At 72.5% G+C, this 19,909-nt stretch carries 17 protein-coding genes and 1 pseudogene; 13 read left to right on the forward strand and 5 right to left on the reverse strand.

Translation table 11 applies throughout. From position 1 onward, the window contains the following. Positions 1–250: 250 nt before the first annotated feature. The 9 genes from ABZY33_RS15760 (at position 251) to ABZY33_RS15800 (ending at position 8,605) form a co-directional block, all read left to right on the forward strand. The gene (locus ABZY33_RS15760; protein WP_356492122.1) at positions 251–1,816 is read left to right on the forward strand and encodes an ABC transporter substrate-binding protein; all 1,566 of its coding nucleotides are present in this window, start codon (positions 251–253) and stop codon (positions 1,814–1,816) included. After that, positions 1,813–2,805 carry an ABC transporter permease gene (locus tag ABZY33_RS15765; protein ID WP_356492123.1) on the forward strand — a complete coding sequence of 331 codons (993 nt, stop codon included), beginning with the start codon at positions 1,813–1,815 and terminating at the stop codon, positions 2,803–2,805. The genes ABZY33_RS15760 and ABZY33_RS15765 overlap by 4 nt, the downstream gene beginning before the upstream one ends. 3 nt (positions 2,806–2,808) lie before the next feature. Then, positions 2,809–3,699: an ABC transporter permease gene (locus ABZY33_RS15770; RefSeq protein ID WP_356492124.1), complete on the forward strand. Its 891-nt coding sequence runs from the start codon at positions 2,809–2,811 to the stop codon at positions 3,697–3,699. After that, entirely contained in the window at positions 3,696–4,568 is an 873-nt protein-coding gene (locus ABZY33_RS15775; RefSeq protein WP_356492125.1) for an ABC transporter ATP-binding protein, read from the forward strand. Before ABZY33_RS15770 ends, ABZY33_RS15775 begins: the two co-directional genes overlap by 4 nt. After that, positions 4,565–5,407 carry an ABC transporter ATP-binding protein gene (locus ABZY33_RS15780; RefSeq protein WP_356492126.1) on the forward strand — a complete coding sequence of 281 codons (843 nt, stop codon included), beginning with the start codon at positions 4,565–4,567 and terminating at the stop codon, positions 5,405–5,407. The genes ABZY33_RS15775 and ABZY33_RS15780 overlap by 4 nt, the downstream gene beginning before the upstream one ends. 33 nt (positions 5,408–5,440) lie before the next feature. Beyond that, a complete protein-coding gene (locus tag ABZY33_RS15785; RefSeq protein WP_356492127.1) occupies positions 5,441–6,778 on the forward strand; it encodes an LLM class flavin-dependent oxidoreductase in 1,338 nt (445 codons plus the stop codon). A gap of 64 nt (positions 6,779–6,842) precedes the next feature. Beyond that, a complete protein-coding gene (locus tag ABZY33_RS15790) occupies positions 6,843–7,646 on the forward strand; it encodes an alpha/beta hydrolase (RefSeq protein ID WP_356492128.1) in 804 nt (267 codons plus the stop codon). A gap of 98 nt (positions 7,647–7,744) precedes the next feature. After that, a complete protein-coding gene (gene ssuE / locus ABZY33_RS15795; RefSeq protein ID WP_356492129.1) occupies positions 7,745–8,293 on the forward strand; it encodes an NADPH-dependent FMN reductase in 549 nt (182 codons plus the stop codon). A gap of 90 nt (positions 8,294–8,383) precedes the next feature. Further along, a complete protein-coding gene (locus ABZY33_RS15800) occupies positions 8,384–8,605 on the forward strand; it encodes a hypothetical protein (RefSeq protein ID WP_356492130.1) in 222 nt (73 codons plus the stop codon). Between the two features lie 78 nt (positions 8,606–8,683). On the opposite strand, the gene ABZY33_RS15805 is transcribed toward ABZY33_RS15800, so the two are convergent. The 5 genes and pseudogenes from ABZY33_RS15805 to ABZY33_RS15825 all read right to left on the reverse strand — a co-directional run bounded on the left by ABZY33_RS15805 (position 8,684) and on the right by ABZY33_RS15825 (position 14,820). After that, positions 8,684–9,334, reverse strand: coding sequence for a fasciclin domain-containing protein (locus tag ABZY33_RS15805; RefSeq protein ID WP_356492131.1), 651 nt, complete (start codon positions 9,332–9,334; stop codon positions 8,684–8,686). A gap of 354 nt (positions 9,335–9,688) precedes the next feature. Next, a complete protein-coding gene (locus tag ABZY33_RS15810; protein ID WP_356492132.1) occupies positions 9,689–10,435 on the reverse strand; it encodes an anti-sigma factor in 747 nt (248 codons plus the stop codon). After that, the gene (sigK, locus tag ABZY33_RS15815) at positions 10,432–11,016 is read right to left on the reverse strand and encodes an ECF RNA polymerase sigma factor SigK (protein ID WP_356492133.1); all 585 of its coding nucleotides are present in this window, start codon (positions 11,014–11,016) and stop codon (positions 10,432–10,434) included. Before sigK ends, ABZY33_RS15810 begins: the two co-directional genes overlap by 4 nt. A gap of 166 nt (positions 11,017–11,182) precedes the next feature. Next, a pseudogene (locus ABZY33_RS15820) lies at positions 11,183–12,688 on the reverse strand (SDR family oxidoreductase); the annotation flags it as partial. Positions 12,689–12,810: 122 nt separating this feature from the next. Beyond that, a complete protein-coding gene (locus ABZY33_RS15825) occupies positions 12,811–14,820 on the reverse strand; it encodes a DUF4832 domain-containing protein (RefSeq protein ID WP_356492134.1) in 2,010 nt (669 codons plus the stop codon). A gap of 187 nt (positions 14,821–15,007) precedes the next feature. On the opposite strand from ABZY33_RS15825, the gene ABZY33_RS15830 reads away from it, so the two are divergent. From ABZY33_RS15830 to ABZY33_RS15845, 4 genes are all read left to right on the forward strand, one after another. Further along, entirely contained in the window at positions 15,008–15,961 is a 954-nt protein-coding gene (locus ABZY33_RS15830; RefSeq protein WP_356492135.1) for a sugar ABC transporter permease, read from the forward strand. Between the two features lie 11 nt (positions 15,962–15,972). Then, complete coding sequence (locus ABZY33_RS15835; protein ID WP_356492136.1) at positions 15,973–16,878, forward strand: carbohydrate ABC transporter permease; 906 nt, start codon at positions 15,973–15,975, stop codon at positions 16,876–16,878. A gap of 61 nt (positions 16,879–16,939) precedes the next feature. Further along, entirely contained in the window at positions 16,940–18,292 is a 1,353-nt protein-coding gene (locus ABZY33_RS15840; protein WP_356492137.1) for a sugar ABC transporter substrate-binding protein, read from the forward strand. 65 nt (positions 18,293–18,357) lie between these two features. Beyond that, positions 18,358–19,857: a glycoside hydrolase family 36 protein gene (locus tag ABZY33_RS15845; RefSeq protein WP_356492138.1), complete on the forward strand. Its 1,500-nt coding sequence runs from the start codon at positions 18,358–18,360 to the stop codon at positions 19,855–19,857. Positions 19,858–19,909 lie beyond the last annotated feature (52 nt).

Below are 19,909 nucleotides of genomic sequence, written 5' to 3' on the forward strand. Positions count from 1 at the left end.
GACCGACCGAGTCCACCGCCTTCGCGCTGCTCGCTCCCCTCGCCGCGCCTCTTCTTTGCGCCGCCGCTTCTCGCTCCGCAACCCCGGTCCGCCCCGTGACCCGCTGACGCCCACCCCCACGTCCACCCTGCGCGCTCGCCCGCGCACGCCGGGCGGACGAGGTGGGTGCCGGCCCGTGTCGCGGGGGCGCCGTCCCTCGCCCCGCTCCCCGCCGCCCCGGGCGGCCGTGGGCCCTCGACGAAAGAGAACCATGTCCGGACGCCGCACGCCCCGACGCCCCGCAGGCCCTCCCCACCCCGCCGCCCGGCTGCGCACCGCAGGCCTCGTGACCGGCCTGGCCGCCCTCCTCGTACCGGCGCTGAGCGCGTGCGGCGGCGACGCCGCCTCCGCGAGCGCGGGCTCCGCCCTGAAATGGACCTCCTCGTACTTCCCCACGCACTGGGACCCCGTCGTCAGCGGCAGCGGCGCGCAGTTCCGCGAACTCTCCCTCGTCTACGCCTCGTTGACCCGCACCGACGAGAAGGGTGACGCGGTGCCCGACCTGGCCAGGAGCTGGGAGTACAACGCCAAGGGCGACCGGATCACCTTCCACCTGCGCCCCGGGCTGAAGTTCAGCGACGGCGAACCGGTGGACGGCGCCGCCGTGAAGGCCGCGGTCGAGCGGGCCAAGAAGCAGAAGAACTCCGCCCTCTTCGGCGACCTGACCTCGATCGGGTCGGTGGCCGCGAAGGGACTCGACGCGGTGGTCCACCTCACCCAAGTCGACTACCAGATACCGCAGTTGTTCGGTCAGCGCGTCCTGCAGATCGCCAGCCCCAAGGCCGCGAGGACCCCGGCGAAGCTCGACCAGAACCCGGTCGGCGCCGGGCCCTTCACCGTGACCCGGATCGTCCCCGGCACGAAGGCGGTCCTGAAGAAGAACCCGGACTACTGGGACGCCGACCACATCCACATCGACACCGTCGAACTGACCTCGGCGCCCGACGCCGCCACCGTCATCTCCGGCCTGCAGACCGGCGTCTACAACTTCGCCGACATCGAACCGAGTCAGGCGTCCGCCGCGAAAAAGGCCGGCCTCGACGTCTTCGTGCAGCCCGGCTTCAACGCCTCCAACCTCAGCCTGAACATCAACAAGAAGCCGTTCGACAACGACAAGGTCGTCGACGCCGTGCGCTACGCGGTCGACCGCCAGGAGTTCGTCGACAAGCTCACGTTCGGGTACGGCGAGACGACCGACCAGCCCTTCCCGAAGGGGTACGTCGCCTACGACCCGCGGTCCGCGAACGCCTACCCCCACGACGTGGGCAAGGCGAAGAAGCTGCTCGCCGAAGCGGGCTACGAGCCGGGCGACCTCAGACTGAAGCTCGTCATCCCCGCCGAGGACCCGCAGGCCGAGATCGTCCAAGCGCAGCTCGCGAAGGCCGGCATCACCGTCGACATCAAGATCGACAAGAACTGGGCCACGCCGTTCTTCGCCAAGGACCTCACCTTCTCCCTGTACTCGACGACCGGCCGCGACTCCGCCGCGCAGACCCTCACCGCCCACTTCGGCCCGGACGGCCCGCTCAACCTCAGCTCGCCCTACGAGCCCGACGGTTTCGAGGCCGCCGTCGCCAAGGTCCGCAGGACGCCGCTCGACTCACCCGCGTACGCCCGCACCCTCCAGGCGGCGACCCGGGCCGGCCTGGAGAGCAAGGCGCTCGTCTTCACCTACTCCCAGCCCAACCTCATCGCCAAGAGCAGGACCATCTCCCGGCTGCCCGCGAACCCGGCCCACATCGACTGGACCGGCGTCACCATCGGCGGCGCCAAGTGACGGCCGCAGCGCGCTCCCGCGCCCGCGGCGGCCCGGGCCGCGCGCTCGCCGCCCTCGGCCGGTCCCTCGCCCTCTTCGTCCCCGTCTTCCTGGTCGCGACCTTCGTCACCTTCGCGCTGCGCTCGCTGAGCGGACTCAGCCCGGCCCGCATCCAGCTGGGCGAGGAGGCGACCCCCGAGGCCGTCGCCCGCGTCGAGGCCGAATGGGGGCTCGACCGGCCCTTCCTCGTCCAGTACGGGGACTGGTTCCAGGGCATCCTCCACGGAGACCTGGGAACCAGCTGGACCAACGGCGCCGACATCGCCACCCTCATCGGCGTCGGTCTCGGCGTCAGCCTCTCCATCGCGACGTTCGCCCTCCTCATCGGCGTCGTCACCGGCTTCACCCTCGGCACGCTCGCCGCGCTGCGCCGCACCACCTGGATCGACCGGGCCGTCACCGGCTTCGTCACTGTGCTCTCGGTGATGCCCGCGTTCGTCGTCGGCATCGTCCTGGTCACCGTCTTCGCCGTCGGGCTCGGCCTGTTCCCGTCGGCCGGGTACGTGCCGGCGGCCCAGGGCGTCGGGCCGTGGCTCGCCCACATCACCCTGCCCGCGCTCGCCCTGAGCTTCGACGTCATCGCGGACGTGGCCCGGCAGTTGCGCACCAGCCTCACCGCCGCGTACAGCGAGAACTACGTGACCGGCGCCCTCGTGCGGGGCCTCGGTCCCCGCCGGATCTTCTTCCGCCACGTCCTGCGCAACGCCCTCGGCCCGACCCTCGCCACGCTCGGCCTGAAGTTCCCCGCGCTCGTCGGCGCCTCCGTCGTCACCGAGTGGATCTTCGGCCTGCAAGGCTTCGGACGGTTCGCCAACGACGCCGCCCAGTCCGGCGACGTACCCGCCGTGCAGGGCGTCCTCGTCGTCTCGATCGTCCTGGTCGTCACCTTCAACCTGCTGGTCAACCTCGCCCTGGCCCGCGTGACACCGGCCTCGCAGAGGGGAGTGTGACCCATGGTGCGCCGCGTCCTCAGCCTGACCTCCGGACGGATCGCCGTCACCCTCCTCGCCGTCATAGCCCTGCTCGCGCTCCTCGGCCCGCTGCTCGCCCCGCAGGACCCGCTCGCCACCAGCGCCCACACCCTGGCGGGCGCCTCGCCGGCACACTGGCTCGGCACGGATCACCTCGGCCGCGACACGTTCAGCCGTCTCCTCGACGGCTCCCGCGTCAGCGTCCTCGGCTCCCTCGAAGTCGCCGTCACCGCCCTGGTCGTGGGCGCGGTCCCCGGCATCCTCTCGGTCCACCTCGGCCGCGTCTTCGAGTGGGTCACCCTGCGGCTGACCGACACCCTCGTCGCCCTGCCGTTCCTGCTCTTCGCCGTCGCCGTGATCGCGCTGCTCGGCAACGGCATCACCCAGGCCATGCTCGTCACCGGCGTCCTCGTCGCCCCGCTGTTCTACCGGGTGGCCCGCGCCGCGACCCTCACCGTCGCCCGCTCCCCGTACGTCGAAGCCGCGCTGATCTCCGGCGCCTCGCTCGGCTGGATCGTCCGCCGTCATGTGGGGACGAAGGTGCTGCCGCCGCTCGCGGTCGCCCTCGCGCAGACCATCGGCGTCGGCTTCGTCATCGTCTCCTCGCTCACCTTCCTCGGCATCGGCGTCCAGCCACCCGCCCCGACCTGGGGCGGACTGCTCGCCTCCGACCTCGCCTACCTCAGCCACCAGCCGTGGGCACCCGTCGCCCCCGCTCTGCTGATCATGGTGACGGTCTGGGCCGCCAACCTGCTCGCCGACGCCGTCCGGGACGTCTCCGGAGAGGCGGGCCGCGCCCTCGTCAACCGCCGCGCGGCCCGCGCCCACCGCCCGGACCCGGCCGAACCCGCCACCGCCGGAGGTGCCCGATGACCCAGAAGACCCTCAGGGAGCCGGTCGCCGCGCCTGCGCCCCGGCCCGCCGACCCGGCGCCGCCCGTGCTCTCCGTACGCGACCTGCGGATCAGTGACCTCGCCGGCGGCCGCGAGATCGTGCACGGCGTGAGCTTCGAGCTGACCCCGGGCAAGAGCCTCGGCATCGTCGGCGAGTCCGGCAGCGGCAAGACCCTCACCTGCCGCGCCGCCCTCGGCATCCTGCCCCCGCACGTCGACATCACCGGCGGCGCGGTCGAGATCGCGGGCACCGACATCACCACCCTGACGCCGTCGCGGTGGACCGAGCTGCGGGGCACCACCATCAGCGCGGTCTTCCAGGACCCCGCCTCCTACCTCAACCCCTCGATCCGCGTCGGCGCCCAACTCGCCGAAGTCCTGCGGGTGAAGCGGGGACTCGGCCGTCGCGAGGCCCGCGAACGCGCCGTCGAGCTGCTGCGCGCGGTCCACCTGCGCGACCCCCAACTCGTCCACGGCCAGTACCCGTACGAACTCTCCGGCGGCATGCTGCAACGCGTCCTCATCGCCGCCGCCATCGCCGCCCGGCCGCGCGTCCTCATCGCCGACGAGGCGACGACCGCGCTCGACGTCACCGTGCAGGCGGAGATCCTCGACCTCCTCGCCGACCTGCGCGAGGGGGACGGACTCGCGCTCGTCGTCGTCTCCCACGACCTCGCGGTCGTCGCCCAGCTCTGCGACGAGGTGCTGGTCATGCGCCAGGGCGAGGTCGTCGAACAGGGGCCGACCCGCACCGTCCTGCACGCGCCGCGGCACGCGTACACCCGGCTGCTGGTAGCCGAGCACGAGAGCTACGGCCTCGACAGGTTCCGGACGAAGGAGGACGCGTGAGCGCGGGCGGGACAGACCCGAACCCGGTACTGCGGATCACCGGCCTCGACGTGCACTACGGGCCGCGCGGACGGCGCCGCCAGGCGCTGCACGGCGTCTCGCTGAGCGTCGCGCCGGGCGAGACGCTCGGCCTCATCGGTGAGACCGGGTCCGGCAAGTCCACCCTCGCCCGCACCGTCCTCGGCCTGGTCCCGGCGACGGGCGGCACCGTCACCGTCGCGGGAGCGGACGTCACCTCCTACGGCCGGCGGCAGTGGCGCGAACTGCGCAGGAGCGGGGTCGTCCAGTACGTCTTCCAGGACCCGCTGCGCAGCCTCGACCCGGACCTCACCGTCGCGGACTCGCTGAGCGAACCCCTGCTCGTGCGGGGCGTGACCCGCTCCGAGGCCGCAGCCGGGGTCCGGCGCTTCCTCGACCGGGTCCGCCTCACCGAGGACCTGCTCGGGCGGCTGCCGGGTGAACTCTCCGGTGGTCAGCGCCAACGCGTCGCCGTGGCAAGGGCGTTGGTCACCGAGCCCCGGCTCGTCCTCCTCGACGAGCCCGTCAGCGCCCTCGACTCCGCCAACCGCGTGCAGATCCTGGAGATCCTGAAAGAGCTGCGCGCCGAGGGCACGGCACTCGTCCTCATCTCGCACGACCTCGGCTCCGTCGCCGGAGTCGCCGACCGCATCGCCGTCCTGTACCGCGGCGAACTCGTCGAGACCGGCGCCGCCCGCACCCTCGTCGACGCGCCCCGCCACCCCTACACCCGCCTCCTGCTCCGCTCGGCCCCCACGCTGCACGGCACCCCGGCCGACCGCGCCGAACGGGACGCGCTGCGCGCCCTGCTGCACACCTGATCCCCGCACACCTGCTCACAGACAGGAACGCCCATGCCCCGCAAGAAGATCCACCTCGCGCTGCACCCGTACGGTGTCGGCGGCCCCGGCCAGCACGGCCTGTGGAAGGACCCCCGCGTCGCCAAGAACGCCAGCATCGACATCAACTACTACATACGGCTGGCGCAGGCGGCCGAACACGCGCTGTTCGACGCCCTGTTCATCGTCGACAGCCAGTTCATCAACGCCACCTACCCCGCGCACTACCTCAACCGGCTCGAACCCCTCACCCTCCTGTCCGCCGTCGCCACCCACACCCGGCACATCGGCCTCGTCGGCACGGCCAGCTCCACCTACAACTCGCCCTTCAACCTCGCCCGCCGCTTCGCCTCCCTCGACCACATCAGCGGCGGCCGCGCCGGCTGGAACGTCGTGACCAGCTTCGACACCGGGACTTCGAAGAACTACGGCCTCGACGAGCACCTCGACTACGCCACCCGCTACGGCCGCGCCCTGGAGTTCGTCCAGGTCGCGCACGGCCTGTGGGACTCCTACGAGGACGACGCGTTCCCCGCCGACGTCGACCGCGGCGTCTTCCTCGACCCGGCCAAACTGCACGCCCTCGACCACGTGGGGGAGCACTTCAAGGTCGCGGGACCGCTGAACCTCTCCCGCTCGCCGCAGGGCCGGCCGGTGATCTTCCAGGCCGGCGTCTCCGAGGAGGGCCGCGACCTCGCCGCCCGGGTCGCCGAGGGTATCTACGCGCCGGGCGGTCCACTGGCGCAGGCGCAGGAGTACTACGCCGACATCAAGCGGCGCACCGCCGCCCACGGCCGTGACCCCGAGCACATCAAGATCTTCCTCCACGGTGGTCCGGTCGTGGCCGCGACCGACGAGGCGGCCCGGCGCCGCGAACGGGAGATCTTCGAGGAGGACAACGACTTCGACCGCCACCTCGCACTGCTCGGCCGGTCCTTCGGCGCCTACGACTTCAGCGTCCACGACCTGGACGCGCCCTTCCCCGATGTCGCCCATCTCGCCGAGAAGGGCGGCCGCACCGGAGCCGCGAAGCTCATCGAGCGGGCGCGGACCGAGCGACTGACGCTGCGTCAAGTAGCGCAGTCGCTGGCCGAGTTCCGTCGCTCGCCGTTCGTCGGGGCGCCGGAGACCGTCGCCGACCGCATCGAGGAGTGGTTCGACGCCGGCACCTTCGACGGCATCAACCTGGCCTTCCGCACCGAGGAGGAGATGGAGCTCTTCGTCGACGGAGTCGTCCCGATCCTGCAGAAGCGCGAGCTGTTCCGCACCGCCTACGAGGCCGACACGCTGCGCGGCAACCTCGGGCTGCCGGTCCCCGCCAACCGCCACACCGCGCAGGCGGCCGGAGCGTGAGCCGCCGCGCGACCGCGCCCGCGGCCCGCCCATCCGCATCCGCCGCACCCGCAGGAGAAGCCGCATGACCCAGCAGCACACCGACCACCTCCCGGCCCCGGGCCCGCGCACCCGCGGCACTGTCGTCGTGGTGCCGGGCCGGGGCGAGTCCCGGGCCACCTACGACCGGCTCGGCAAGCGCCTCGCCGCCGACGCCTACCGGGTCCGCGTCCTCGACGCGGCGGAGTTCGACGCGGCCCCGGGTACGGGCGCGGAGCCCGGCGGCGCCCCGCTCGACGCGGCGCTGGAGGCGTTCGCCGGACGCCTCGCCGAGGCCGTGCGCGGCGCGGACCCCGAGGACGGGACGGCGCGCCCGCTCGTCCTCGTGGGCTCCGACACGGGCGCGGCCGCCCTCGCCGCGCTGTTCGCGCGGCCGGACGACGGCGGGGCACCCCGCCCCGACGGTCTCGTCCTCGCCGGGCTCCCCGGGGCCGGGGCCGTCGCCTCCGGCGCGACCTGGGACGCCGAACTGGACGTGCGTACCACGTGCCCCACCCATCGCGGCGCGCTCACCGAGGACCGGGACGTGCGGCGCGGCGCTCTCGGCGCGCCCGTGCCGGCCACGCTCCTCGACGCGGCCTACGCCTCCTCCCGCGACCTTCCCCACCTGCTGCTCGTCGGCGACCGCGACCCGCTCGCCGACCACGAGGCACTGGACCGGACGGCCAAGGCGCTGCCCCGGGCCCGGCTCGCCGTCGTGCACGACGCCCGCCACGACGTCCTCAACGACCAGCAGCACCGCTCCGTGGCCGCGGAACTCGTCGCCTTCCTCGAAACGCTGCGCAACGACCTGACCCCGCTGGTCACCGTCCGGGCCAGCGCCTGGTGACCGTACCCGCGTGACCCACTGACCGGGAGCCGGCCCGCACAGGCGGGCCCGACCGGCTCCGCCGCAGCCCCCGCTCCACCGAACCCGGAAGGTTCCCCATGGCCGTCGTCCTCTCCGTCTCCGGAAGCCCCTCCGCCACCTCGCGCACCGGCCGGCTCCTGCGCCACGTCGACGCCCGGCTCGCCGCCGGCGGCCACGAGGTCACCTCCCTCGCCGTCCGTGACCTGCCCGCCGAAGCGCTGCTGCGCGCCGACTTCGGCCATCCCGCGATCATCGACGCCGCCGCGCGGTTCGCCCGCGCGGACGGGGTCGTGATCGGCACCCCCGTCTACAAGGCCGCGTACAGCGGATTGCTCAAAACCCTGCTCGACCTGCTCCCGCAGTACGCCCTGGCCGGGAAGACCGTGCTCCCGCTCGCCACCGGCGGCAGCACCGCCCACGTCCTCGCCCTCGACTACGCGCTGCGTCCGGTCCTCACCTCCATGGGCGCGGCGCACATCGTCCCCGGCTGGTTCACCCTCGACACGGACATCACTGCCGACGGCGACCGCACCGTCATCGCGCCCGGGTCCGCCGAGGCCCTCGCGCAGGTCGCCGACGTCTTCGCGGCCGCGCTGCCCGGGCGGGTGAGCGTCCTGGCCTCATGACGGACGGGGCGCGGCCGTTTTGGACATATCCGGGGTGTGTCTGGCAAGGTCGCCCGTCCGTTCCCCTATGAACCGGAAGGACGTGGCGCGGTGACCGAGGTGAGCACTCGCGGTGTCCAGGAAGCCGCTGCGGTGGAGGAGCTGCGGGCGAGCACCACGACGCTCTCCATCCCCCAGGGCTTCGATCTGTGGCAGCCCGAGGAGATGGAGGACTGGCTGAACGAGGTGGAGGACGACCCGGACGTCTCCGACACCGACTACTACCAGGCCCGCCAGGCGGTCCTGAGCGCGATGGGCAAGGACGCCGACTGAGCGCCCGCCCGGGACGCGAGGGCCGGACGTCCCGCGGGACGTCCGGCCGAAGGTGCGCGGCGGCGCCGTGCCGGCGGGTCAGCTCTTCGGCATGAGGACGGAATCGATGATGTAGACGTTCGCGTTGGCGGTCTTCACGTTGCCGCAGACCACGTCGGCGCTGTCGTTGACCTTGTAGGACTCGCCGGAGCCCGCCGTCGTCAGCCTGGACTTCTCCAGCGTCGCGAACGAGCCCTTCTCCAGGTCCTTGGGCGCCAGCTTCTGGCCCACCACGTGGTACGTGAGGATCTTGGTGAGCATCGCCTTGTCGTTGAGGACCTTGTCCAGGTCCGCCTTCGGGATCTTGGCGAAGGCGTCGTTGGTGGGCGCGAAGACCGTGATGTCCTGAGCGTTGTTCAGGGTGTCGACGAGACCGGCCTTCTTGACGGCCGACACCAGCGTGGACAGCGCCGGGTTGTGGGAAGCGGCCGTGGCGACCGGGTCCTTGGCCATGCCGTCGAAGGAGCCCGCGCCGTCCTTGGGCACCGACGCGCAGCCGGGACCGAACGGCTTCGCCATGGTCCCCATGGAGTCGGACGGGCTCGCCGGGTCCGAGGCCCTGGACGAACCGGCAGAGGCGCTGTCGGACCCCTTGTCCTTGGAGTCGCTGTCGGAGCAGGCGGTCAGGGCCAGAGGCAGGACGGCGCTGACGGTGACGGCTACGGCGATACGACGCATTCGGATACGCATGGCAACTCCTGAGAGGGGCGGTCCACAAAGGCGGTCTGCCTTCGTCGGGGGGAATCCGGAACGGACCGCCGGGCGGATTGGTCGATCACCCGAAAGAGGGACAACCGGCCTGCCGGGGCCGGGAATGCAGCCGCCGTGACGACGACGGGGTACCGGCCGCAGGCGCCGACGGGAAGGGCCGGCCCGGGACGCACCGGGCCGGCCGCGTCCGCCCGGCCGGGTCGTCGTCGCCCTCGTACGCCTGCCGGGCGTACCACCACGGGCGGCGCCAGGTGCCGCACGGGCCCGCGGCGGCGAGGCGGCCCGCCCCCAGGGCCCGCCGGCGCCCGGCGGCGCCGCACCTCCCGCCCCGGCTCAGGCGGGCAGCCGCATCAGCGCCAGCGGCTGCGTCGTCGGCCGCGGTGAGCCGCCGGCCGGCTCGACCGTGAGGCCCATCCCGGACGCGTCGCCCACCGCTCCGGCCATCAGTACGGTCTGCGTGGTGCGTCCGGGGTCCATCAACCCGGCGGGCCGCATCGTGCCGCCGTCGTCGAACCACAGCTGGTAGACCTTCCCGGACGGTGGCCGGGCCAGCGACGCGGCCACGAACACGGCCTTGTCGCGCTCCGCGGAGACGGTGACCGTGCCGCTCGCCCCGTCCGGCAGCCGCGCGCCGCGCGTCCGCGCGTCGGGCGCCGCGAGGACGTCGGCCACCTGGTCCGTGACCTGCCGCGCCTGCCGGGCCTCCTGCCGCGCGTCCTGTGCCTCCATGTGCTGCCAGAGCGTGGTCCCGCCGAGCGCGGCCACCGCCGCGAGGCAGGCGGCGAGCGCCCAGCGCGAGACCGTGCGGCCGGCCCGGGCGACGCCGGCGGCCGGCGCGGCGGAGGTGCGCGGCGGCTCCTGGCGGACGCCGTCGACGCGGCGCAGGACCGCCTCCTTGAAGCCGTCGGGCGGCGGCACGCTCACGGCGAGCCCGAGCCGCGCCGCCGTGGCGGACAGCTCCCGCACCTCCTGGGCACAGGCCGGGCAGGCGTCGAGGTGCCGCTCGAACGCGGCCTCCTCGGACGGGTCGAGCGCGTGCAGGGCGTACGCCCCGGTCAGCGTGTGCAGTTCGGCGCTCACGCGTTCACCCCCAGGCAGTCCCGCAGCCGGATCAGACCGTCGCGCAGGCGCGTCTTGACGGTCCCGAGCGGCACCGCGAGCAGTTCGGCGACCTGGCTGTAGGTGAGGCCGCGGTAGTAGGCCAGCGAGACGGACTGCTTCTGCAGTTCCGTGAGCGTGCGCAGACAGCGCCGCAGCTGCTCGTGTTCGAGCCGCCGCTCCACCGCCTCGGTCACCTCGTCGAACTCCGGCGTCCGGGCCAGCAGAGCCGCCCGGTGGTCCCGCGCGGCGGCGGCCTCGACCGAACGGACCCGGTCGATGGCGCGCCGGTGGGCGAGCGTCAGCACCCAGTTGCGCGCCGTGCCCCGGTCGGCGCGGTAGCGGGCCGCACTGCCCCACACCTCGACCAGCACCTCCTGGGCGACCTCTTCGGACTGCGCGCGGTCCCGCAGGACGGCGCGCACGACACCGAGGACCGCGCCGGCCACGGCGTCGTACACCGAGGCGAAGGCGTCCTTGTCCCCCTTCGCCACATCGGCCATGAGCTCCTCCAGGCTGGGCCCGGCTCCTGGGGCGGGACCGATCCGGACGGCTTCCTTCACCTTCGCGACCTCCGAGCGTCGTGCGCACACGCGGAATCACGGGTGCAGGGGTAATACGGAGCCGCGGCGCGGGCGGATGGGTGGGAGCACGGAAATTTTTTCCGGCCCCACGGAGAGCGGCCCCGGGAGTCGGTCGACGCCACCGGGGCCGTGCTGCGCCGGGGTGTCAGCTCCGCGCACCGCCGTGCTCCGCGGTCGCGGCGATGTTGCGGGCCATGCCGCCGAAGACCACGGCGTGGAACGGCGCCACGCTCCACCAGTAGGCCTGGCCCGCCAGGCCGTGGGGGTGGAACAGGGCCCGCTGACGGTAGCGCGAGCGGCCGCCCGGCACCTCGTCGACGGTCAGTTCGAGCCAGGCGAGGCCCGGCAGCCGCATCTCGGCGCGCAGCCGCAGCAGCCGGCCCGGCTCGATCTCCTCCACGCGCCAGAAGTCCAGCGAGTCGCCGACCCGCAGCCGGGCCGCGTCCCGCCGGCCGCGCCGCAGCCCCACCCCGCCCACCAGCCGGTCGAGCCAGCCGCGCACGGCCCAGGCCAGCGGGAGCGAGTACCAGCCGTGCTCGCCGCCGATTCCCTCCACCACGTCCCAGAGCCGTCCGGGCGGCGCGTCCACCAGTTGCTCCCGCTCGTCGGTGTACAGGCTGCCGCCCGCCCAGTCCGGGTCGGTGGGCAGCGGGTCGCTGGGCGCGCCCGGCACCGCCGCCGACGACCAGCGGGTGGCGACCTCGGCCTGCTGGACGCGGCGCAGGGCGAGCGTCACCGCCTCGTCGAAGCCGATCGGCGCGCCCGGCGGGTCCGGCACGTAGGCGGCGATGTCGTGCTCGTGGCAGACGACCTCGTGCCGCAGCGACTCGCACAGCGGCCTGGCGATGGAGGCGGGCACCGGCGTCACCAGATTGACCCAGTGACTGGACAGGCCGGGGCTGAGCATGGGGACCGGGAGGAGCAGGCGCCGGGGGAGCCGGGCGGCGGCCGCGTACCGGACCATCATGTCCCGGTAGGTGAGGACGTCGGGGCCGCCGATGTCGAAGGTGCGGGAGACGTCCGGGGGCATCGTGGCGCTGCCGACCAGCGTGCGCAGGACGTCGCGGACCGCGATCGGCTGGATCCGGGTGCGCACCCAGCTCGGGGTGACCATCACCGGCAGCCGTTCGGTCAGGTAGCGCAGCATCTCGAAGGAGGCCGAACCCGAACCGATGATGACGGCGGCCCGCAGCACCGTCGCCGGCACGCCCGACCCGAGCAGGATGCGGCCGACCTCGGCGCGGGAGCGCAGGTGCGGGGAGAGCGCGTGCTCCGGCACGCCCCGCGGGGTGAGTCCGCCGAGGTAGACGATGCGCCGCACCCCGGCCAGGCGGGCCTGTTCGCCGAAGATCCGCGCGGCCTCGCGGTCGGTCCGCTCGAAGTCGGTGCCGGTGCCCAGGGAGTGCACCAGGTAGTAGGCGACGTCCACGCCCGCCATGGCGGCGGCGACCGATGCGGCGTCCATGACGTCGCCGCGCACGATCTCGGTGTCCTTCGCCCACGGGTGGTCGCGGAGCTTGGCCGGGGTGCGGGCGAGACAGCGCACCCGGTGGCCGGCGTCGAGGAGTTCGGGGACCAGGCGGCCGCCGATGTACCCGCTCGCCCCGGTCACCAGGCAGAGCGCTGCGTCGTCGGCCGTGTCCAAGACCACTCCCTCGTTCGGTGCTGCTGACTCCACCCTGTGGCGGCACGCTCCGCTCCGCCAGCGGAGGCACCGGACCGGGAGTGCGGCGGGCCGGGACCGGGAGCGGTCCGGCCCTGGCCCGCCGCGGCTCACGTCAGGGTGATCCGGTCGATGTCGGGTGCCCACCCGGTGGCGTTGGCAAGCGTGACACTGTTGCCGCTCCCCGCTTTCAGGTCGACGCTCAGGGTGATCGTGCCGGGTGTCGTCCAGTCGGCGGTGGGCGCGAAGTCGACGGTGCGGACGCTGCCGCCGTTGACCCGGACGGTCGCCGAGCGGGCCGCCGCGGTCGCGTAGTGGAGGGTCAGGGTCCTGGTGCCGCCGCTGCCGCCGTCCAGGCCCGGGAAGGTGAGCGTCGCGCCGTTACCGAGGTAGCCGACCTTGTGGCCGCCCGAGCAGCCCGCGCACTCCGCGACCACGGCGGTGCCGGTGCGGGTGTTCCCCGCGGCCTCGGCCTCGTAGGACACCGGACCGGTCGCGCCGCCCGAGCCGACGGTCAGGGCGCCCAGGTCGAGCCAGCCGTCCGCGTGCTGGCCGGCGTTGGCGAACCGCAGCTTCTTCGCCGCGGAACTGACGTCCTCCAAGGGGTTCTTGGCCTTCATGACGAGCTGGTACGAGCCGGAGGTGACGCCGGACAGGTCGACGCTGGTGTCGAAGTACTGGGCGTACCCGTAGTCGAGGTAGGCCGGGTCGGAGCCGACGCCCCAGTCCGGGAAGGCACGTATCTTGCCCGGCATGACCTTGCGCAGGTCCCAGGGGGTCGCCCAGGTCTTGACGACGTTCCCGGCGGGGTCCTTCAGACCGAGGCTGACGGTCCAGGGGTAGTAGAACGGCGCGACACCGCTGTTGGTGATCCGCAACCCGACCTTCGTGGTGCCCTGCGCGGAGTCGTGGAAGTAGGCGTGGTCGACGGTGAGGTCGTAGCCCATCAGCCGGACCGCGGCAGCCACCTTGGGGTCGGTGGGGGAGTAGTTGGCGCTGCCCTCGTTGATCTTCCAGGTGGTGTGCTCCAGCTCCAGGCACGCCTTCATGTCGTCGACGGCGCCACTTCCGCCGGGCCAGCTCGCGAAGGCGGTGGACTGGATCTCGGGCCGGACCTCGCCGCCCATGGAGGCCGTGGTCCAGCGGTTCTCCACCCCGTGGTCGAGGGCTTTCTGCAACTGCGCGTACGGGGCTCCGCCCATTGACGTCGGCAGGGTGACCCCGGCCAGGGGGCTGCCCTCGCGGTAGCAGAAGGAGTCGTCGTGGTAGCCGACCCGCGGCAGGGTGTCGGCGGCCCCGCCGGCCGACTCCGGGTATCTGACCTCGATCTTCGTACGGGTGAAGGCGTTGTTGTAGGCCTGGACGAGGGCGGCCCCGTGGGCGTCGGTGGGCATGTAGTTCGGGTAGGTGTCACCCGAGGTGTCCGTGTCGTAGGGCCAGGTGTGCCACTCGCCCCAGAGCCCGACCAGGCCCATGTGGATGAAGCCGATGCGCGGGTCGCCGTCGTAGCGCGCGCCGTACGCGGCGATGAAGTTCTTGAGCGCGTCGAGCAGGTACGGGCTGTCGTAGTCGGGGCTGGTGGTGTTCCAGTAGCTGTTGGTGCGGTTGTCGACGTGCCCGGCGAAGCACGGCGGGATCGCATTGGCGGGATGGCTGCCGCTGCCGCCCGGGTACTCGATGTAGAACCGGATGGCGGCCTGGTTGCCGTAGGAGGCCGTCTCGGCCAGCGCCTTGTCCAGCACGGACCAGTTGTAGTGGCCGCAGTCCGACGCGGAGTCCATCACCTCGGACAGGCCGAAGTAGCTCCAGGTCAGCGCGTGCGGGTAGCCCGTGTTCTGGTCGGCGCCGGGCTGGTAGAAGCGGGCGAAGCCCTTCAGCGGGTTGTCGAGCGGCGCGTCGGCGCGGGCGAGCGCGTGCGCCGGGAGCGAGGGGTCGGCGGCGGGGCCGGGGGACGGCCGCGCGGGCGCGCCCTGCGCCGCGGCGATGGCCGCCGGAGCGGACGGGGACGCGGGGGGAGCGGCCTCGGCGGTGACCGGGAGTGCGGCCAGGGCGAGCGCGGCGGCGGTGGAACCGAGCGCGGCGAGCAGTTTTCTGCCGCGGCGACGGGCGAAGGTGCGCATGGTGTCAACCTCCGTGCATAGGCGGGGAGTTGAGTGGGCGAGGTGAGCGGCAGCGGTGCGGCGGTCCGGGTGGGGGACCACCCTTTTTATGCGCCAGCATTGACAAAGTTTCGCTGCTGCTCATCAATATGTGTCCACGGCGCCCCACTGACAAGAGGTGCGGCGACAATCCGTTCGGAGGCGAACCATGGGCGCGGACACGGCAGTTGCGCCACCACCCGAGCTGGCGGGCCCCGCCCCCGGCGGCTCCGCCGGCCCGGCGAGGCCGCGCCGGCCGCGCGACGACCGCAAGGCGGCCTGGCTCTTCCTGGCCCCCGCCCTGCTGGGCTTCGCGCTCTTCTACGCGTATCCGACCGTCCGCGGCGTCTACTACTCGCTCACCGACTACAACCTGCTCTCCCCGCCCACCTTCACCGGCGCGGACAACTACCACCAGCTCATCGGCGACGACCAGTTCTGGAACGCGCTGAAGGTCACCGGTTACTACGTCGTGCTCAACATCGGCACACAGACCGTCCTGGGCCTCTTCCTCGCCACCCTCATGCACCGCCTGACCCGGTCGGTGGCGCTGCGGGCGATGCTGCTGGTGCCCTGGCTGGTGCCGAACGTCACCGTCGGGCTGCTGTGGATGTGGCTGCTGGACGCCAACCTCGGCTTCGTCAACCACATCCTGGGCGCCCTCGGCTTCGGCACCACCGGCTTCTTCACCTCACCCGACCTCGCGATGCCGACCGTCGCCGCCGTCAACACCTGGGCCTACACCGGCTACACGGCCCTGCTGCTGTACGCCGGCATGCTCCAGGTCCCCCAACACCTCTACGAGAGCGCCTCCTTGGACGGCGCGGGCGAGTGGCGGATGTTCGCCAGGATCACGCTGCCGCTGCTGCGGCCGGTCCTCGCCCTGGTCCTGGTGGTGTCGCTGATCGGCTCGTTCCAGATCTTCGACACGATCGCGGTGACCACCAAGGGCGGACCCGTCAGCGCGACCCGGGTCATTTACTTCTACATCTACGAACAGGCCTTCACCAACTTCCACATGGGCTACGCCGCCGCCGTCGCGGTCGTCCTCGCGGTCGTCCTCGGCGTACTGACCGCCGTGCAGATGCGGCTGCTGCGTGCTTCCCGCTCGGACCTGGCCTGAGGAGACGGACCGTGACCCGCATACGGACGAACCGCACACGCACCACGCTGTCACCGGGCCGGATCGCCGCGTGGGCGGCGCTCGCCCTCGCCCTGCTCGTGACCGTCTTCCCGTTCTACTGGATGGTCCGCACCGCCCTGACCCCCGCGGCCGACATCTACTCCGACGCCACCGGGCTCGTCCCGCACCACCCGACCATGGTCAATTTCCTGCGGGTGCTCGGACTGACCAGCGAGGCGCAGGCGCGCGCCGCCGGCGGCTCGGGCGCGCACGTCGACTTCCTGCGTTACCTGCTCAACTCCGTGGTCTACAGCGGTCTGATCGCCGTCCTGCAGACCCTCTTCTGCGCCATGGCCGGCTACGCCTTCGCCCGGCTGCGCTTCCCCGGCCGGGACGCGGTCTTCGGGGTGCTGATCGCGGCGCTCATGGTGCCGCCGATCTTCACCGTGCTGCCCAACTTCGTCCTGGTGAAGAACCTCGACTGGCTGAACACCTTCGCCGGCATGGTCGCGCCCAGCGTCCTGATGACACCGTTCGCGGTCTTCTTCCTGCGCCAGTTCTTCCTGTCGATCCCGCGGGACGTGGAGGAGGCGGCCGTGCTCGACGGCGTCGGCGCCTGGGGCGTCTTCTGGAAGATCGTGCTGCCGATGAGCCGGGGCCCGCTCATCACCATCGGGCTCACCACCACCGTGTGGGCCTGGAAGGACTACCTGTGGCCGCTGCTGACCGGCCGCGACGAGCAGACCCGCGTCCTGACCGTGGCGCTCGGCATCTTCCAGCAGCAGTCACCCAACACCCAGCCCGACTGGACCGGCCTGATGGCGGGCTCCGCCCTGTCGGTCCTGCCCGTCCTCGTGCTGCTGATCGTGCTCGGCCGCCGACTGGTCGAGTCCCTGAACTTCACCGGCATCAAGTAGCCGCGAACTCACCCCCTTCACGCCCCTTCACGCCTTCCACGAGCCCGAGAGGCACTTCACGATGAGATCCACGCACCTGCGCACCGGCGCCGCCCTGCTGTGCCTGGCCGCCCTGTCCACCGTCGTCTCCTGCGGCGGCTCCGGCAGCGACACGGCCGGCGGCCGGACCACGATCGACTACTGGCTCTGGGACGACAAGCAGCTGCCCGCCTACCAGGACTGCGCGACCGCGTTCCACCGCGCCAACCCCGACATCACGATCAAGATCACCCAGACCGCCTGGAACCAGTACTGGCAGAACCTCACCACCCAGCTGACCTCCGGCGAGGCCCCCGACGTCTGGACGGACCAGGCCTCCTACTATCCGCAGTTCGCGACCAGCAACCAGCTTCTGGACCTTGCGCCCTACGTCGAGAAGGACAAGCTCGACCTCACCGCCTACCAGCCCGGTCTCGCCGAGACCTGGGTCAAGGACGGCAAGCGCTACGGCCTGCCCAAGGACTGGGACACCATGGCCCTCGTCTACAACACCGCCATGCTGAAGAAGCAGGGCCTGGACGCCGCCGAGCTGGCCGGCCTCACCTGGAACCCCGACGACGGCGGCACACTGGAGCAGGCGATCGCCAAGGCCACCGTCGACACCCAGGGCCGTAACGGCCTCGACCCGGCCTTCGACAAGGACCACGTGCGGACCTACGGCTTCCTGCCCGAGTGGGCCGACGGCTCCCAGGGCCAGAACGGCTGGGGCGACCTCGCCGCCGCCAACGGGTTCACCTACCTCGACAAGAACCTGTGGGGCACGAAGTACCGCTACGACGACCCGAAGCTCGCCGAGACCCTCGCCTGGTTCAGGCACCTCATCGACCAGGGCTACGCGCCCCGCTTCGACAAGCAGTCCAGCGTCGCCAACTCCGAACTGCTCACCGCGGGCAAGGGCGCCCTCATGGTCACGGGCTCCTGGACGATCCCCACCTTCACCGACCCCAAGCTGAAGCAGAAGTTCGCCTTCGCGCCCCTGCCGACCGGCCCGGCCGGCCGCAAGAGCGCCGTCAACGGGCTCTCCGACGCCATCTGGGCCGGCAGCGCCCACAAGGACCAGGCGTGGAAGTGGGTCAAGTACCTCGCCTCCGCCGACTGCCAGAACCTGGTCGCCAAGCGCGCCGTCGTCTTCCCGGCCCTGAAGTCCGCCACCGCCAAGACGCTCGCGGCGCACAAGGCGCAGGGACGCGACGTCCACGTCTTCACGGATGTGGTGGCGGACAAGGGCAGCACGTTCCAGCTGCCCGTCACCGAACACGGCACCGAGATCGGCCCGATCGTCCAGGACGCCATCCAGTCCGCGATCCTCGGCCGGGCCACGCCGCAGTCCGCGCTGAAGTCGGCCAACGACAAGGTGAACGGCCTCTTCAAGTAGGCGCGGGTCCCGGGCGCCCGGGACCCGCAGACCCGTACCTCCCACCCCCCGACACAAGGAGTTCCATGGCCCAGGTCGTCACCCTCGCAGGGCGCGCGTTCGCCGTCGAGCTGACCGGCGACGCCCCGCCCCGGCCCGTCGACGGAGGTCTGCTGCTGCCGCCCGGCCGGGTGGCCCTGCTGCACGGCCTCGGCGACGCGCTGTTCTACCGGCACGGACACAACTCGTGGAGTCCGTGCGGCTGGCGCCGGCTCTCGGCCGCGCCGCTGCGCATCGAGAGCGCCGAACGCCGCCTCACCGCCGACGACTCCGGCTGGGACGACCCCGCCCGCCACCACTCGTCCGCCGTCGCCGCCCTCCAGGGGGCCGACGGACAGGTGCTGCTGCTCGGCGCGCTCGGCCTCGACATCCCGCGCCTCACCGCGGACCGCGACACCCTCGCCGGCTGGTGCGAGCGCGGCGACACCCCCTGGTTCCTGGCGTACGGCGACGAGGAGGAGGTCTTCGCCGCCTACGCCCGGCACCTCGCCGCCCGCCTCGGCCACAGCGACAAGCGCGCGGGCAACGTGTGGTGCAGCTGGTACGCGTATTACGAGAACATCACCGAGGAGCAGCTCACCAAGGACATCACCGCCCTGCGCGGACTGCCCTTCGACGTCGTCCAGATCGACGACGGCTGGGAGCGGACGGTGGGGGACTGGCACCCCAACGCCAAGTTCCCGTCCGGCATGCGGGCGCTGGCCGACCGGATCACGGACGCGGGGCTGCGGCCCGGCCTGTGGATCGCGCCGTTCATCCTGCGCCCCGACTCCCGCACCGCCCGCGACCGGCCCGAGCTGCTGCTGCGCGACGAGCGCGGCGAGCCCGTGGTCGCCGGGCACAACTGGGGCACCGGCTACTGGGCCCTCGACCTCACCCGGCCGGCCGCCCAGGACCACCTGCGCGAGATGATCCACCGGGTCAGCCGCGAATGGGGCTTCAGCTACCTCAAGCTCGACTTCGTCAACGGCGGCGCGGTACCGGGTGCCCGGTCCACGGACCTCGGCCGCGAGGAGGCGTACCGGCTCGGCCTCGGGATCATCCGTGAGGAGGCAGGCGAGGATGCCTACCTGCTCGGCAGCGGCGCCCCCCTGTTGCCGTCCCTGGGGCTGATCGACGGCATCCGCAGCGGCCCCGACGTGGCGCCGTTGTGGGAGCACTACGCGACGCAGGACCCCTCCGACGCCCTCGCCCGCAACGCCGTCGTCAACGCCCTGCACCGGCTCTGGCAGGCGCCGCTGCTGGAGGTCGACCCGGACGTCGTCTACTTCCGCAGCCGGCTGAACCTGCTGACCGACCAGCAGCAGACCCTGCTGCGCGACCTCGCCGACATCTGCGGCTTCCGCGCGGTCTCCGACCCGCCCGGCTGGCTGCACCCGGACGAACTGGAGGCCATGACCGCGTACTTGGGCCGCCGCCCCGAGATCCGTAGGCTCGGCCGGTACCGTTTCGCGCTCGACGGACGGGAGGTCGACTTCACCGCGGCCGTCACACCCGGCACGGAACAGCGCTACCCGATCGCCTGACCGGCTCCTCGTCGCGCCCTGATGCCCCGGGTCTTCGCACGGCCGCCGCCGC

It is taken from the genome of Streptomyces sp. NPDC006552, assembly GCF_040611655.1.
Taxonomy (GTDB): domain Bacteria; phylum Actinomycetota; class Actinomycetes; order Streptomycetales; family Streptomycetaceae; genus Streptomyces.